Origin of the sequence: Streptomyces shenzhenensis, assembly GCF_021462265.1 — a bacterium.
In the GTDB taxonomy this organism is placed as follows: domain Bacteria; phylum Actinomycetota; class Actinomycetes; order Streptomycetales; family Streptomycetaceae; genus Streptomyces; species Streptomyces shenzhenensis.
In genome coordinates, this window is record NZ_JAJONF010000003.1 from 191,602 (window position 1) to 205,822 (window position 14,221).

A 14,221-nucleotide genomic window follows, 5' to 3' on the forward strand; every position below is an offset into this window, starting at 1 on the left:
CGACCAAGTCACGAACCGCCGATCGGGCCGATCAGGCAGGGACCGTCCGCCGGTCCCTCACCTCAAGCATCACTTCACGCATCACTTTTTCCGTCACGAAGTCACGAAGTGGGTACCCCCATGTCTGCAACAGCCGCAAAGGCTCCCGGCGCACCGGCGCAGTCCGGTGATGCCAACCGCTGGAAAGCGCTGGTCTTCATCGCGCTCGCCCAGCTGATGGTCGTCCTCGACGCCACCATCGTGAACATCGCGCTGCCCTCCGCCCAGAGCGACCTGGGCATCTCCGACGGCAACCGGCAGTGGGTCGTCACCGCCTACGCCCTCGCCTTCGGCGGTCTCCTGCTCTTCGGCGGCCGGATCGCCGACCTGTGGGGCCGTAAGCGGGCCTTCGTCATAGGCCTGACCGGCTTCGCCGCCGCCTCCGCGCTCGGCGGTGCGGCCACCAGCGGCGCCATGATGTTCGGCGCCCGTGCCCTCCAGGGCGTCTTCGGCGCCATGCTCGCTCCGGCCGCGCTCTCCCTGCTCGCCGTGATGTTCACGGACGCCAAGGAGCGTGCCAAGGCGTTCGGCATCTACGGCGCGATCGCCGGTGGCGGCGGCGCCGTCGGCTTCATCCTCGGCGGTGTGCTCACCGAGTACCTGGACTGGCGCTGGACGTTCTTCGTGAACATCCCGTTCGCCATCGTCGCCGCGCTCGGCGCGTACTTCGTCATCCGTGAGCCGGAGGGCGGCCGCAACCGCAACCCGCTCGACATCCCCGGCGTGCTCCTGTCCACCCTGGGCCTGGTCTCGCTGGTCTACGGCTTCACCCGCGCCGAGTCCGACGGCTGGGGCGACACCACCACCGTCGGCCTGTTCGTCGCCTCCGCGGTCCTGCTGCTCGCGTTCGTCGTCACCGAGACCCGGGTCAAGGCCCCGCTGCTGCCGCTGCGCGTGGTCACCGACCGCAACCGCGGCGGTATCTACCTCTCCCTCGGCATCGCGATCATCGCGATGTTCGGCACCTTCCTCTTCCTGACCTACTACCTCCAGGTCATCAAGGGCTTCTCGCCGATCAAGACCGGCTTCGCCTTCCTGCCGATGATCGCGGGCATGATGGTCGGCTCCACCCAGATCGGCACCCGGCTGATGACCCGGGTCCCGGCCCGGGCGCTGATGGGCCCCGGCTTCCTGGTCGCCGCGACCGGCATGCTGGTCATGACGCAGATCGAGATCGGCTCCGCGTACGCCTCGACGATCCTGCCCGCGATGGTGCTGCTCGGCCTCGGCATGGGTACCGCGTTCATGCCGGCCATGTCCCTGGCCACGTTCGGCGTCGAGCCCCGGGACGCCGGTGTCGCCTCCGCGATGGTCAACACCTCGCAGCAGGTGGGCGGTGCCATCGGTACGGCCCTGCTGAACACGATCGCCGCCTCCGCGACGACGTCGTACATCAAGGACCACATCGCGACCGCGACCTCCAAGTCCCAGCAGCAGCTGGTCCAGATGCAGGGCGCGGTGCACGGCTACGCCAACGCGATCTGGGTCGCCGTCGGCATGCTGGTGCTGGCCGCGGTGATCGTGGTGGCCTTCGTCAACGCCGGCAAGCCGGACACCACCACGGTGGCCTCCGGCGAGGGCGCGGAGGACGAGGTGGCGGTCCCGGTGGTCGCCCACTGAGCCGCTGAGCCGCTGAGCCGTTGAGCGGCCGGGCCGGCCGGCCGAAAAGACAGGCAGGCAGGCACAGACAGGCCGGTCGACAGACAGACCACAGGGGTACCCGCACGCGGACCTGTCCCGGCTCCTCAGCGGAGCCAGGGCAGGTCCGCGCCCGCTTCGTCGGGCTGCAGGCCCTCGGCGACGATCTGCATGATCTCGCCGAGGGCCTGCTGCTGTTCCGGCGTCAGCCGCTCGAACAACGCCTGCCGTACGGCGGCCACATGGCCCGGTGCGGTGCGTCGCAGCACCTCGGCGCCCTCGTCGGTCAGGACGGCGAACTGGCCCCGCTTGTCGGAGGGGCAGTCCTCCCGCCGTACCCAGCCGTTCTTCTCCAGGCGGGCGACGGCGTGCGAGAGCCGGGACCGGGTGATCTTCGCCTTCATCGCCAGCTCGGTCATCCGCAGCCGCTGGCCGGGCGCCTCGGCGAGCCCGACGAGCAGGCCGTAGTACATGTGCGGTATCCCCGCGTCCCGCTGGAGCTGACGGTCCAGATGGTCCTCCAGCAGGGTCGTGGCATGCAGGTACGAGCGCCAGACCCGCTGTTCGTGGTCGGTGAGCCAGCGGCTCTGCGTGGTGGCGGAAGCGGATGCCGTAGTCATGTCTCCCACTGTACGAGGCCTCTCCTTGAATATTAAACAAATGACGCGTAAGGTGACGGACGAAAGCTTGAGAGTTAAAACATGAACCGCTGGAACGAGGAGCCGGGGAGGCAGTCCGGCACTCGGAGGGAGTCGCCGCCATGTCCGCCGCCGCACCGGAGCGCATGCCCGCCCTCTACCTGAGCCACGGCGCCCCGCCGCTCGCCGACGACCCCGTCTGGCCCGGCGAACTCGCCGCCTGGAGCGCCGGCCTGCCCCGCCCCAAGGCGATCCTGATGGTCTCCGCCCACTGGGAGGAGGCGCCCCTCGCCCTCGGTGCCGTCCAGACCGTCCCCCTCGTCTACGACTTCTGGGGGTTCCCGGAGCACTACTACAAGGTGCGGTACGCGGCCCCCGGCGCGCCGGAGCTGGCCGAGTCCGTGCGCAAGCTGCTGCGCGCCCCCGGCACCCCCGTGCAGGACATCCCGGACCGCGGCCTCGACCACGGCGCCTACGTGCCCCTGGTGGAGATGTTCCCGGCCGCGGACATCCCTGTCCTGCAGATCTCCATGCCCACCCTCGACCCGGTTCGCCTGATGGAGATCGGCCGCCGGCTCGCCCCGCTGCGCGACGAGGGCGTGCTGATCGTCGGCTCCGGCTTCTTCACCCACAACCTGGCCGCGCTGCGGTACGTCGGCCAGGGGGTGCCCTCCTGGTCGGCCGAGTTCGACGACTGGGGGCACCGGGCCCTGGAGAACCGCGACTGGGACGCCCTGCTGGCCTTCCTCGACAAGGCTCCGGCCGGCCGTTACGCCCACCCGCGCATCGAGCACTTCGCCCCGCTCTTCGTCACCATGGGCGCGGCCGAGGCGGGCGGCGAGCTGGACACCCAGAAGTCGGTGATCGACGGGTTCTGGATGGGGCTGGCGAAGCGGTCGGTGCAGTTCGGCTGACCGGCCCGGGCTTCCCCCGGGGTGGAGACCCGCCCGGGGAAGCCCCTCCGGGGAAGCCCCTCCGAGGAAGCCCCCTGGCGTGACCCGCCCCCGTCAGAGATCCTTCTCGTACCAGGCCACATCCCAGTAGCGGCCGAACTTGCGGCCCACCTCCCGGTACGTGCCGACGTACCGGAAGCCGAACCGCTCGTGCAGCCGGGTGGACGCCTCGTTCGGCTGGGCGATGCCCGCGTAGGCACGGTGCAGGTCCTCGGCCGCGAGCGCCTCGAAGAGGGCCTTGTACAGGAGCGTGCCGACACCGCGCCGGCCCGCGTCCGGGGCGACGTAGACCGTCACCTCCACCGAGGTCCCGTAGGCCGGTTTCGCGCGGTAGGGGCTGGATGTGGCGTACCCGAGAATCTCCTGTGAGTCCGCTGACATGGCAACCATCAGGCGGTACGGCCCGTCTTCCGGGTGGGAGAGCAGCCACGGACGACGCTCTTCCGGGGTGAAGACCACCGTGTCGAATGTGATGGACGTCTCACGAACGTAGTGATTGTAGATCTCAGTGAGGGCTTCGAGGTCCCCCTCGGCTCCCGGTCTGACCTGCACCTCTGTACGTTCCGACGACACCGCACCTCCTCGCGAGGTCGGACAGGGTACTGCATGATCACAAAATTCGTGGGACGGCATGGGAATTCTGTCCTGATTCCAGTCGTTGTTTCCATCAGATGCCGGGCACTCGGCGACAGTCCGAGGAGTTCCAGAAGTGGAGTTCCGAAGCGCTGCCAGTGGAGCGTCGGGCATCCACCGAAGACCGGGAAGAACCGAGCAGGAACACCCCGCCCGCCCACCATCGCAAGGGAGCACGCATGGCAACCCGTGCCGTCGCCCGTCGTCAGTCCGCCGCCACCGGCGAGACGGCCGACTCGGCAAGCAGTGTTCGCGCCCATGGCGTTCGCGGCCATGGCGGCGAGATCGCCGACCGCGATCTGGTCGGCATGTACCTCGACGAGATCGCGCGCACACCGCTCCTCGACGCCGCCAAGGAAGTCGAGTTGTCCCAGACCATAGAGGCGGGTGTGTTCGCTCGGCAGGTCCTCGAAGGCGAGGAGGAGTCCGCGTCCGACGCCACCCGCGAGGAACTGGAGGCGCTCGTCGCCGCCGGTGAGCGGGCGAAGGACGTCTTCATCCGTTCCAACCTCCGCCTGGTCGTGGCCGTGGCCCGGCGCTACCCGCGCAGCGGCCTGCCCCTCCTCGACCTGATCCAGGAGGGCAACGCCGGCCTGGTGCGCGCGGTCGAGAAGTTCGACTACCGCAAGGGCTTCAAGTTCTCCACGTACGCCACCTGGTGGATCCGCCAGGCGATCACCCGCTCCATCGCCGACCAGTCCCGGACCATCCGGCTCCCCGTCCACCTGGTGGAGGAGCTGGGCCGGATCCGCCGCGTCCAGCGCGAGTTCAACCGGGAGCACGGCCGGGACCCGGAGCCCGCCGAGATCGCCACCGAACTCGGCTCCACGCCGGAGCGCGTCATCGACGTGCTGGACTGGGCCCGTGACCCGGTCTCGCTGAACATGGCGGTGGACGACGAGGGCGAGACGCAGTTCGGCGACCTCCTGGAGGACACGTCGGCGGTCAGCCCGGAGCAGTCCGTCCTGACCCTGCTGCGCAGCGAGGAACTGGACGACCTGATCGGCCGCCTGGACCAGCGCACGGCCTCCATCATCAAGATGAGGTACGGCATCGAGGACGGCCGCGAGCGCACGCTGACCGAGGTCGGCAAGGAGCACGGCCTGACCCGTGAGCGCATCCGCCAGATCGAGAAGCACGCACTGCTGGAGCTGAAGAAGCTGGCCCGCTCCACCGGGTTCGAGCCGGCCGCGTAAGGGGGTTGCGGAGGCAGGGGTTCGCACGAGAGGGGTTTCGCGTGCCTGGCGCACGCGAGGCTCCACTCGGAGTCCACTCTCGCCGGGCGCGCGCCGGGTGGCGAAAGACGGCGCAAACATGGCGCGGTACCGCCGCTTCAAGGTTCGCGTGCAGGGAACAACCAAGCCAGGGCGGGAACAGCCGCCCCAGGGCCGGAAGGTCGAGGCCCGGCCACGACTCCGGGACCGGGCGACCGCCGCGACCGGACCGCCGCAACCGGCGACCGCCGAAGGCGACTCTCCCCGGCCCAGCGACGACCCGGCGACCCTCGACAACGCCCCCGCCCTGTCGACAAGCCACGTCCCGACGCACCATCCCCCCGGCGCCGGGACTCTCCCAGAGCCGGGCACCGGTGCCTGTCCCCCCAGGCGCCGGAGCCCGGCTCCACTCTTTCCACCGGGGCGCGGAGGGCTGCGTCCGCCCGGTTCCGACGCGCCCGGGCATGCTGAGACGGTGGTTCACCCCGTACCTGAACCACGGGGTGAACCACCGGACGGCAGATTCTGTCACAGCGGCACAGCCCGCCGAGGTGAGCACCCCCAGCACCACCGGTGCCCCCCCGGCACACCGGCACGGCCCCCCGCCCCTTCGGGGCACCGTTCCAGCCCTGCCAAGGGCCTGGGAGGTGCACCCAGGCGGCACGGGTGGGCGCTGGGGGTACCCCTTTGGGGCAGGCGCACGGCCGGCGCCGGAAAGCGTCCCCACCCGCGGCCCGGCTCCCCTCACGCACCCCCGGCCCGGCTCAGCCGACCCCCCAAGTCCCTTACGCACTCGACCAGTTCCGCAGGCTCCCGCACCACGAACTCACACCCGGCCATCACCAACCGCACCGCCAGCCACTCCACCGGATCCCCGCTCTCCCCCCGCACCACACACCAGCCGCCCTCTTCGTCAACCGGCGTCCCCAACCACCCCGGCAGCCGAGCATCCACCTCCTCCGCCGTGCCGGCGAACGCGACCGCGAACCCGTACGTCTCCTGCTGCCGTTGGATGGACCGCCGCAGGTATTCCGCCGCACTCCCCGTCGGCAACTCCCGCGGAGCGAACCGCGCCCCGGTCGCGAACGGCTCGCTCACCCGGTCGACCCGGAACGTCCGCCAGTCGTCGCGGTCGATGTCGTACGCCACGAGGTACCAACGCAGCCCCGTCGACACCAGCCGGTACGGCTCCGTCTGCCGCCGCGTCTCGCTTCCGTCCGCCGCCCGGTAGGCGAACCGCAGCCGCTCCCGCCCCGCGACCGCCGACGCCATCACGGTCAGCGTCTCGGGTGCGATACTCGCCCCGTCCCCACTGGTCAGCGGCGTGGTCGCGGCCTGCAAGGTGGTCACCCGGTGCCGCAGCCGGGCCGGCAGCACCTGCTCCAGCTTCGCCAGCGCCCGTACCGACGCCTCGTCCACCCCCGCCACGGCGTGCCCGGCCCCGGCCCGCAGGCCGACCGCGATGGCGACGGCCTCGTCGTCGTCGAGCAGCAACGGCGGCATCGCCTTCCCCGCGACCAGCCGATACCCCCCGTCGGCCCCCTTGCTGGCCTCCACGGGATACCCCAGCTCCCGCAGCCGGTCGATGTCCCGCCGCACCGTACGCCGGGACACCCCGAGCCGGTCGGCGAGCTCCCCGCCGGGCCACTCCCGGGGAGTCTGCAGAAGAGACAGCAGCTGAAGCAGCCGAGCCGGAGTGTCTGTCGTCATGCGGACGAGGATGCCGTATCAATAGGACAGGATCCGGCCTAATCGGTCGCGGCACCCATGCCTTCATCGGCCAGGGCCGAGGCCGTGGGGCGATGGATGCCCTTTGACAGTGAATGCCACCTTATGTGCTGAACCCTCCGGTTTCGAGTACCTGGCGCGCTCAACTCCAGTGCTCTGAAAGGAAACTGACAGGGCATAGGGGCGGAGTCGGGGCCGAGCCGCAGTGCCCTTGTTCACTAGTCGACATTTGGAGGGGCGGGGGGCGTGAGGCACGGATTTCCGTACGGGAATCCGTGCCTCACGCGACCTCGCCGCGTTTTCTGTCGGCATTGGGGGTCTCCCGGAAAGGAATTGCCGAACCGGTGTCGGTTAATTCCAACGGAGCGGCGGGCCGCCGCGCGGTTTTTCCCGAGGTGTTTCCGTCCGTTCGGGTCGTTGTTCGGGTCGCCGGCGGGACGTGGCCCGGCTGGCCGAATCTGTTTGCTCTTGATCGATGGCAATCATTTGATAACGCTGTCACGTCCCGGCCGCGATCTCGGTTCCCCTCGCCCCCGGGTGTATAAAAAGGGCAAACCGTGCGGCCCGGTGAGGCGTCTCGACGGCCTGTGCGGGACGGGGCACTGTCCGTGAGATTCCCCGCTGTCGGGGCTTTCGCGCTACGAGTCGGCAGGTGGTGACTCCTTGTCGTCCGATGGGGAGTGACCCAAAGGCCGTCCGTGGTGTTTACTGGGCACCGGTCTGATCCCTGGTGGGTCCGGACCTTTTCCGGGAGGTCCTGGGGGTGGTGCCCCGGGGCCTCTCGTTTTTGCCCGCGGTATGCGTGGATGTCGTACACCGCTCATATGGCGCGCGTCTGGAAGGGCGCCGGCATGTTTCTGTGAGGGTATGCGGATAACCGCGGCAACCGGTATCCGGAATTTCCCGAAGGGTGGGCGGACCGTCCAGCCGGATCGCGCGTGATCTTCTGTAACAAAGCCCCGCGGTCAGGGGTTTCCGTCATGATCACTATTCTTCGCGACGCCTTCGGAAAGGTAACTGGCTCTTCGCTTGCGGCGGGCGGTACGGTTTATCTCGCTCACCTGTCTCAACCCGCCCGGCCTCACCACCCGGGCGCTGTCGTACCTCCCGGCAAGGGAGCCGAGAACCACCGCCGGACCCACCAACGGAACCCAGCTGACCAGCGGGTTCTCAGAACTTCGAGAGAAAGGGATCAGAGCCAAGTGCGTACCGTCAACGACGACGGCCTCCTCGTGCCGTCGTGCTGTCACCCCTGCGGCGCCCCGCCTGTGACGCGTCGTCACCACCACGTGCCCCGGGGCGCGTACGCCGGGACCCGCGCCGCCACGGCCGCCGGCGCGGGGGAGTGACCATGCCTTCGGCCATCGACACCGCCCGGCCGATCGACTTACTTCTCGGGCACGAGAACAAGCCCGAGGGCAGCTTCCTGCAGCGGCTGACCGCCGCGGAGTGGCACGTCCTGCGGGAGGCGCGGCTGCACAGCCGCAGCTACACCCGGGACGAGCGCCTGCCGATGGGGCCGGACGACCGGAACGTGTACGTCATCTGGGAAGGCGTCGTACGGCAGGACCGCTTCCCGCTGGGCGAAGGGGAGAGTCTCCCCGCCGTGACGCGGTTCCGCGGCGGCGGCCAACTGGTCGGCGAGGCCAAGCTCATCGCCCCCCGCTCCACCGTCCTCACCACGTGCCTGACCAGGACCGTGGTCATCCCCTGCCGCGCCCGCCACTTCAACGTCCTGCTGCGCCGCCGGCCCGAGATCCAGCTCGCCCTCCTGCGCAGCCTGGAGGACCGCGGCCGCAGCGACGAGCTCGTCTACACCCTGGTCACCAGGTCGCCCCTGCAGCGCGTCAGCGGACTGCTGGCGCACCTCGCCGACACCGCGGGCGTCCCCGGCCCCCGGGCGGACTCCACCAACATCGCCGGCCCGAGCCAGAAGGACATCGCCTCCGCTCTCCAGCTCGCCACCTCCACCACGGAGAGCGCCATCCGGACCCTGCGCTACCACGGGATCGTCGAGGCCCGGTACCGCCAGTTCGTCATCCACGACGTCGACGCGCTGCGCCACCTCGCCGCCGGGCACTGACACCGCCCGCGCACCGACACCCGCCCACTGGCACTGGCCGGCGAACTGACACCGGCCCGGTGCGCCGTTCCCACACCCCGGCGCACCGGCCCCCGCCGCTGACGCTCACGTTCGAACGGATCACCGCATGATGACCAGCACCACCACGCTGGCGATCGGCACCGGCGCCGGCACTCTCGTGCTGAGCACCGTCTCCGCTCTCGTCACGGGTGTCCTCGCCACCTCCACCCTCCGGCACCACAGACAGGTCTTCGCCTGGACGCGGAAGATCCGCGGCCGGGACGAGGCGAACGCCGAACTCGACAGGCCGGCCGAGTGGCTCACCGACCTCTACAAGGCCCAGTGCCGCCTCGCCCGGAAGCCCTGCCGGGCCGGCGACTTCGAGGACATCTCCCAGACCGGCAACATGATCAAGGGAATCGCCGACCACACGGGAGCCCTGCGCCCCGAGCTGACGGAGGTCGCCGACCGGGTCGACGCCTATCTCGCCACCGCCCTGCCCGAGCCCGGCCCGGCCACCGAAGTCACCGCCCCCGAGCTGCGCGCCCAGCTCGTCCAGGCCATGCGGCAGGAGGCCGCCCGGGGCGAACTGGCACGCGCCGTCATGGCCGCCGAGCAGAAGATCAAGGCCCTGAGGCACGGCTGACCCGGCATCTCTGCCCGTATGTGTCCGTCCCGTGCCCGAACCTGTTTACTTTCCGGAAATCCCGGCGTAGCCTCCGAGCGAAACCACAAGTTCGGGCACGAGTCGGACGCAGTCGGACATCGGCCGGGGCGTCAGTGGCGGGTGCGCCAGGCATCGGGCGCATCGCGGACGCATCGTCGAGCGGAGGCACAGGGGCATGTACGCACCGGAGCGGCAGCAGGAGATCCTCCGGCTCGCCCGTGACGGCGGCCGGGTGGACGTCGTGTCGCTCGCCGAGGAGTTCCAGGTCACGGCGGAGACGATCCGCCGCGACCTGAAGGCCCTCGACCGGGCCGGCCTCGTCCGCCGGGTGCACGGCGGTGCCATCCCGGCCGGGCGCCTGGACTTCGAGCCGGACCTCGCCGAACGCGAGTCCACCTCGGCCGACGAGAAGGACCGCATCGCCAAGGCCGCCGTCCCGGAGCTGCCCACCGAGGGCACCCTGATCCTCGACGCCGGTTCGACGGTCGCCCGGCTGGCCGCGGCCATCCCGCTGGAGGCGACGCTCACCGTCGTCACGCACAGCCTGCCGATCGCGGCCCGCCTCGCCGACCACCCGGGCATCCAGCTCCACCTGGTCGGCGGGCGCGTACGGCACCGTACCCGCGCCGCTGTCGACGCCTGGGCGTTGCGCGCGTACAGCGAGATCCGCGCCGACGTCCTCTTCGTCGCCGCCAACGGCTTCTCCGCCGACCAGGGTCTGACCACCCCCGACCTCGCCGAGGCCGCGGTCAAACGGGCGGCCGTCGCCGCGGCCCGCCGGGTGGTCCTGCTCGCCGACTCCGCCAAGTACGGCCAGGAGCACTTCGCCCGCTTCGGCGACCTGAGCGACGTGGACCTGCTGATCACCGACAGCGGGCTGAGCCCCGAGGACGCCGCCGCCATCGAGCGCGGCGGCACGGAAGTAGTACGAGCATGAGCACCACGAGCGCCGCGACCGGTACGGGCGTGATCCTCACCGTCACCCCCAACCCGTCCCTGGACCGCACCTACGAGGTCCCCGCCCTGGAGCGCGGTGAGGTCATCCGCGCCTCCGGCGAGCGCATGGACCCCGGCGGCAAGGGCGTGAACGTCTCCCGCGCCGTCGCCGCCGCCGGCCGGCGCACCGTCGCCGTCCTGCCCCTGGGCGGAGCGCCGGGCGCCCTGGTCGCCGACCTGCTCGACGCCCAGGGCATCGAGGTCGCGCCCGTCCCCGTCGCCGGAGCCACCCGCTCCAACATCGCGCTCGCGGAATCCGACGGGGTGCTCACCAAGATCAACGCGCCGGGCCCGCAACTCTCCGCCCAGGAGCAGGAACTGCTCCTGGAGACCGTGCGCGAGCAGTCCCGCGACGCCGACTGGATCGCCTGCTGCGGCAGCCTGCCGCGCGGTCTCGCGCCCTCCTGGTACGCCGATGTCGTCGCCCGAGCGCACGCCGGGGGCGCGCGCATCGCGCTGGACACCTCGGGGCGCGCGCTGCTCGAAGCGCTGCGGGCCCGGCCGGACGTGGTGAAGCCGAACGCCGAGGAGCTCGCGGAAGCGGTCGGGCGCCCTCTGGCGACGGTGGGCGACGCGCTGAAGGCGGCCGAGGAGCTGCGCGGCATGGGCGCACACGCCGTCCTCGCCAGCCTGGGCGCCGACGGCCAGCTGCTCGTGGAGGACGAGGGCGCCTGGTTCGCGAGCGCCCGGGTGGACACCGTCCGCAGCAACGTCGGCGCCGGTGACTCCTCCCTCGCCGGTTTCCTCATCGCCGGCGGCAGCGGCCCGAAGGCCCTCGCCTCCGCCGTCGCGCACGGCGCCGCCGCCGTCCGGCTGCCCGGCAGCGTGATGCCCACCCCGGCCGACCTGGATCCCACGGCGGTGACCGTCACCGACCGGATCCCCGTCGACCGCGAACTGACGGAGCCGGTGTCATGAACGTACATACGACCCCGAACGCGGCAGCGCTCCTCCCCGGCGCCGCCCGCCGGCAACCGCCCCAGGCGCGGCGCGGTTCTTCGTTACTCGCCGCGCCGACGGGCCGTCGGGGCACCCTGAGCCGCCCCGCCGTCCCCGGGAGGCGGGGCTTCCCCGGCCCCGTCTCCCACCCCGCCCCCCACGGCACCCCCGTCCCCACCCCCGCCCACCCCACACTCCGGGCGATACGCGTGCATAGGAGCCCGCGATGAGCGACATGATCACCGCGGACCTGGTCGATCTCGACCTGTCCGCCGGCACCAAGGAAGCGGCGGCGCGCGCCCTCGCCGAGCGCATGGTGACCCTGGGCCGGGTGACCGACCTGGAGGGCTTCCTCGCCGACGTGGCCGCCCGTGAGGCCCAGATGCCCACCGGCCTCGACGGCGGCATCGGCATCCCGCACTGCCGCAGCGCCCACGTCACCGAGCCGACGCTCGCCTTCGGGCGCAGTGCCGCCGGTATCGACTTCGGGGCCTCGGACGGCCCCGCCGACCTGGTCTTCCTGATCGCGGCCCCCGCCGGTGCCGACGACGCCCACCTCACGATCCTCTCCTCGCTGGCCCGCCAGCTGATGAACAGCGAGTTCACCGACGCGCTGCGGTCGGCCGGCGACGCGGCGACGGCGGCGGCGCTGATCCGGGGCGACGAGACGCCCGCGCCCGCGAAGGACGAGGCGGCGGCCGCGGGCGCCACCGCGGGCGCCGAAGGCGCCTCCCAGGACACCGCTGCGGTGCCGGCGGCGGCCTCCGCCGGCACCGCAGCGGCCACCGCGGACGGGGGCCCGGAGGCCGACGGGCGTCCCTTCCGTATCGTCGCCGTCACCTCCTGCCCCACCGGCATCGCCCACACCTACATGGCGGCCGAGTCCCTGGAGAACGCGGGCCGCGAGGCAGGCGTCGAACTCGTCGTCGAGACGCAGGGCTCGGCCGGCTTCACCCGCCTCGCCCCCGAGGTCATCGCGGCGGCGGACGGCGTGATCTTCGCGCACGACGTCCCCGTCCGCGAGAAGGAGCGCTTCGCCGGCAAGCCGACCGTCGACGTCGGCGTGAAGGCGGGCATCAACCGCCCCGCCGACCTGATCGGCGAGGTCCGCGCGAAGGCGGCCCGCGGCGAGGCCACCTCCGGCTCCGCGCCGGCCACGCCGGTCGAGCGTGCGGGCGAGGCCGGCGAGGGCTACGGCACCAAGCTGCGCAAGTGGCTGATGTCCGGCGTGAGCTACATGGTCCCGTTCGTCGCGGCCGGCGGTCTGCTGATCGCCCTCGGCTTCGCGATCGGCGGCTACGAGATCAAGTCGGCGCCTTCGGTACTGAACCACTTCGTGTGGACGCAGTCCGACAGCTGGGCCGCCCTGATGTTCCAGATCGGCGCCGTCGCCTTCGGCTTCCTGGTGCCGGTCCTGGCGGGCTACATCGCCTACGGCATGGCGGACCGGCCGGGCCTGGTCCCCGGTTTCGTGGGCGGCATGATCGCCTCCACCATCAACGCGGGCTTCCTCGGCGGCCTGGTGGCCGGTCTGCTGGCCGGCGGTGTGGTGATGGCGATCCAGAAGATCAACATCCCGGCGGTGCTGCGCGGCATCATGCCGGTGGTGGTGATCCCGCTGGTCTCCTCGGCGGTCGTCGGGTTCCTGATGTTCGTCGTGGTCGGCAAGCCCATCGCCTCCGCCCAGAAGGGCATGACCGACTGGCTGAACGGCCTCTCCGGCTCCAACGCCATCCTGCTCGGCGCCCTGCTCGGCCTGATGATGTGCTTCGACCTCGGCGGCCCCGTCAACAAGGTCGCGTACACCTTCGCCACCGCCGGTATCGCCGTCGCCAGCCCCAGTGACTCCGCGATGAAGATCATGGCCGCGGTCATGGCGGCCGGCATGGTCCCGCCGCTGGCGATGGCCCTGGCGACCACCGTGCGCGGCAAGCTCTTCACCGAGACCGAGCGCGAGAACGGCAAGGCCGCCTGGGTGCTGGGTGCCTCCTTCATCTCCGAGGGCGCGATCCCGTTCGCCGCCGCAGACCCGCTGCGCGTCATCCCGTCCGCGATGGTCGGCGGCGCCGTCACCGGCTCCCTGTCGATGGCCTTCGGCGCCACCCTGCGCGCCCCGCACGGCGGCATCTTCGTGGTCCCGCTGATCGGCAACCCGTTCCTCTACCTGATCGCCATCGCCGTCGGCGTCTGCGTCACCACGGCCCTGGTCGTCCTCCTCAAGGGCCTGCGCAAGCCGGCCCAGCAGACCCCGGCGGGCGGCTCCGCTGCCGGCCCGGCCGCCGCGAAGGAGGCCAAGCAGCCGGTCGCGGCCTGATCCCCGCCCCGCCTTGCCGTCTTGTCCCTTTGATTCGCTGTGAGTTGTTCACGGCACCTGCGAGATTCGTCACGGTCCGGGACCAAAGTCCCGGACCGTGGTGTGTACTGGGACGTATGCCCGCGCACGCCTCGACACTCCAGCTGATCGGCATGGCCGCGCTCACCCTGGCGGCCGCCGCCTGGGTGGTCGTCGTGACCCGCCTGCTGCGCCGCAACCGCCGCGAAGCCCTCGCCTGGCACGCCGCACGCGCCCTGCCCGCACTCCCGCACCAGCTCCGGGCCGCTCCGCCGCGCGAGACCGTCGAACTGACCCCCGCCGAACAGGACGCCTTCGCCGGCCTGGTCCGCCGCCTGGGCCGCCGCTGAGCCTCTCGGAC

Annotated in this window: 12 protein-coding genes; 9 read left to right on the plus strand and 3 right to left on the minus strand. The window is 71.3% G+C overall.

Going from position 1 to position 14,221, the window contains the following annotated elements:
• Positions 1–120: 120 nt before the first annotated feature.
• Positions 121–1,659 carry an MFS transporter gene (locus tag LQ326_RS05445; protein ID WP_234533223.1) on the plus strand — a complete coding sequence of 513 codons (1,539 nt, stop codon included), beginning with the start codon at positions 121–123 and terminating at the stop codon, positions 1,657–1,659.
• A gap of 125 nt (positions 1,660–1,784) precedes the next feature.
• Here the strand turns inward: LQ326_RS05445 and LQ326_RS05450 are convergent, their stop codons facing one another.
• On the minus strand, positions 1,785–2,297 hold the full coding sequence (locus LQ326_RS05450; protein WP_234533225.1) for a MarR family winged helix-turn-helix transcriptional regulator: 513 nt from the start codon (positions 2,295–2,297) through the stop codon (positions 1,785–1,787).
• A 140-nt stretch (positions 2,298–2,437) separates the two neighbouring features.
• Here LQ326_RS05450 and LQ326_RS05455 point away from each other — a divergent pair, with 140 nt between their 5' ends.
• Positions 2,438–3,229: a dioxygenase family protein gene (locus LQ326_RS05455; RefSeq protein WP_234533227.1), complete on the plus strand. Its 792-nt coding sequence runs from the start codon at positions 2,438–2,440 to the stop codon at positions 3,227–3,229.
• 93 nt (positions 3,230–3,322) lie between these two features.
• On the opposite strand, the gene LQ326_RS05460 is transcribed toward LQ326_RS05455, so the two are convergent.
• Complete coding sequence (locus LQ326_RS05460; protein WP_234533230.1) at positions 3,323–3,841, minus strand: GNAT family N-acetyltransferase; 519 nt, start codon at positions 3,839–3,841, stop codon at positions 3,323–3,325.
• A gap of 239 nt (positions 3,842–4,080) precedes the next feature.
• Between LQ326_RS05460 and LQ326_RS05465 the strand changes: the two genes are divergently transcribed.
• Complete coding sequence (locus LQ326_RS05465) at positions 4,081–5,097, plus strand: sigma-70 family RNA polymerase sigma factor (RefSeq protein WP_234533232.1); 1,017 nt, start codon at positions 4,081–4,083, stop codon at positions 5,095–5,097.
• 762 nt (positions 5,098–5,859) lie between these two features.
• On the opposite strand, the gene LQ326_RS05470 is transcribed toward LQ326_RS05465, so the two are convergent.
• Entirely contained in the window at positions 5,860–6,825 is a 966-nt protein-coding gene (locus LQ326_RS05470) for a helix-turn-helix transcriptional regulator (protein WP_234533234.1), read from the minus strand.
• 1,369 nt (positions 6,826–8,194) lie between these two features.
• Here LQ326_RS05470 and LQ326_RS05475 point away from each other — a divergent pair.
• The 6 genes from LQ326_RS05475 to LQ326_RS05500 all read left to right on the plus strand — a co-directional run bounded on the left by LQ326_RS05475 (position 8,195) and on the right by LQ326_RS05500 (position 14,210).
• Positions 8,195–8,926, plus strand: coding sequence for a Crp/Fnr family transcriptional regulator (locus tag LQ326_RS05475; RefSeq protein ID WP_234533236.1), 732 nt, complete (start codon positions 8,195–8,197; stop codon positions 8,924–8,926).
• Positions 8,927–9,053: 127 nt separating this feature from the next.
• On the plus strand, positions 9,054–9,572 hold the full coding sequence (locus LQ326_RS05480) for a hypothetical protein (protein ID WP_234533238.1): 519 nt from the start codon (positions 9,054–9,056) through the stop codon (positions 9,570–9,572).
• A 196-nt stretch (positions 9,573–9,768) separates the two neighbouring features.
• A complete protein-coding gene (locus LQ326_RS05485) occupies positions 9,769–10,530 on the plus strand; it encodes a DeoR/GlpR family DNA-binding transcription regulator (protein ID WP_234533240.1) in 762 nt (253 codons plus the stop codon).
• Positions 10,531–10,559: 29 nt separating this feature from the next.
• Positions 10,560–11,507 (plus strand): 1-phosphofructokinase, encoded by a 948-nt coding sequence (gene pfkB / locus LQ326_RS05490; RefSeq protein WP_234533612.1) that lies wholly within the window; start codon positions 10,560–10,562, stop codon positions 11,505–11,507.
• 247 nt (positions 11,508–11,754) lie between these two features.
• Positions 11,755–13,842: a PTS fructose transporter subunit IIABC gene (locus LQ326_RS05495; RefSeq protein ID WP_234533242.1), complete on the plus strand. Its 2,088-nt coding sequence runs from the start codon at positions 11,755–11,757 to the stop codon at positions 13,840–13,842.
• A gap of 116 nt (positions 13,843–13,958) precedes the next feature.
• Positions 13,959–14,210 (plus strand): hypothetical protein, encoded by a 252-nt coding sequence (locus tag LQ326_RS05500; protein WP_234533243.1) that lies wholly within the window; start codon positions 13,959–13,961, stop codon positions 14,208–14,210.
• Positions 14,211–14,221 lie beyond the last annotated feature (11 nt).

What these genes read in the sequence shown, in the direction of transcription:
- LQ326_RS05500 (WP_234533243.1), top strand. Translation starts at nt 13,959, where the DNA reads ATGCCCGCGCACGCCTCGACACTCCAGCTGATCGGCATGGCCGCGCTC.
- LQ326_RS05470 (WP_234533234.1), bottom strand. Translation starts at nt 6,825, where the DNA reads ATGACGACAGACACTCCGGCTCGGCTGCTTCAGCTGCTGTCTCTTCTG.
- LQ326_RS05485 (WP_234533240.1), top strand. Translation starts at nt 9,769, where the DNA reads ATGTACGCACCGGAGCGGCAGCAGGAGATCCTCCGGCTCGCCCGTGAC.
- LQ326_RS05465 (WP_234533232.1), top strand. Translation starts at nt 4,081, where the DNA reads ATGGCAACCCGTGCCGTCGCCCGTCGTCAGTCCGCCGCCACCGGCGAG.
- LQ326_RS05475 (WP_234533236.1), top strand. Translation starts at nt 8,195, where the DNA reads ATGCCTTCGGCCATCGACACCGCCCGGCCGATCGACTTACTTCTCGGG.
- LQ326_RS05445 (WP_234533223.1), top strand. Translation starts at nt 121, where the DNA reads ATGTCTGCAACAGCCGCAAAGGCTCCCGGCGCACCGGCGCAGTCCGGT.
- LQ326_RS05455 (WP_234533227.1), top strand. Translation starts at nt 2,438, where the DNA reads ATGTCCGCCGCCGCACCGGAGCGCATGCCCGCCCTCTACCTGAGCCAC.
- LQ326_RS05450 (WP_234533225.1), bottom strand. Translation starts at nt 2,297, where the DNA reads ATGACTACGGCATCCGCTTCCGCCACCACGCAGAGCCGCTGGCTCACC.
- LQ326_RS05495 (WP_234533242.1), top strand. Translation starts at nt 11,755, where the DNA reads ATGAGCGACATGATCACCGCGGACCTGGTCGATCTCGACCTGTCCGCC.
- LQ326_RS05480 (WP_234533238.1), top strand. Translation starts at nt 9,054, where the DNA reads ATGATGACCAGCACCACCACGCTGGCGATCGGCACCGGCGCCGGCACT.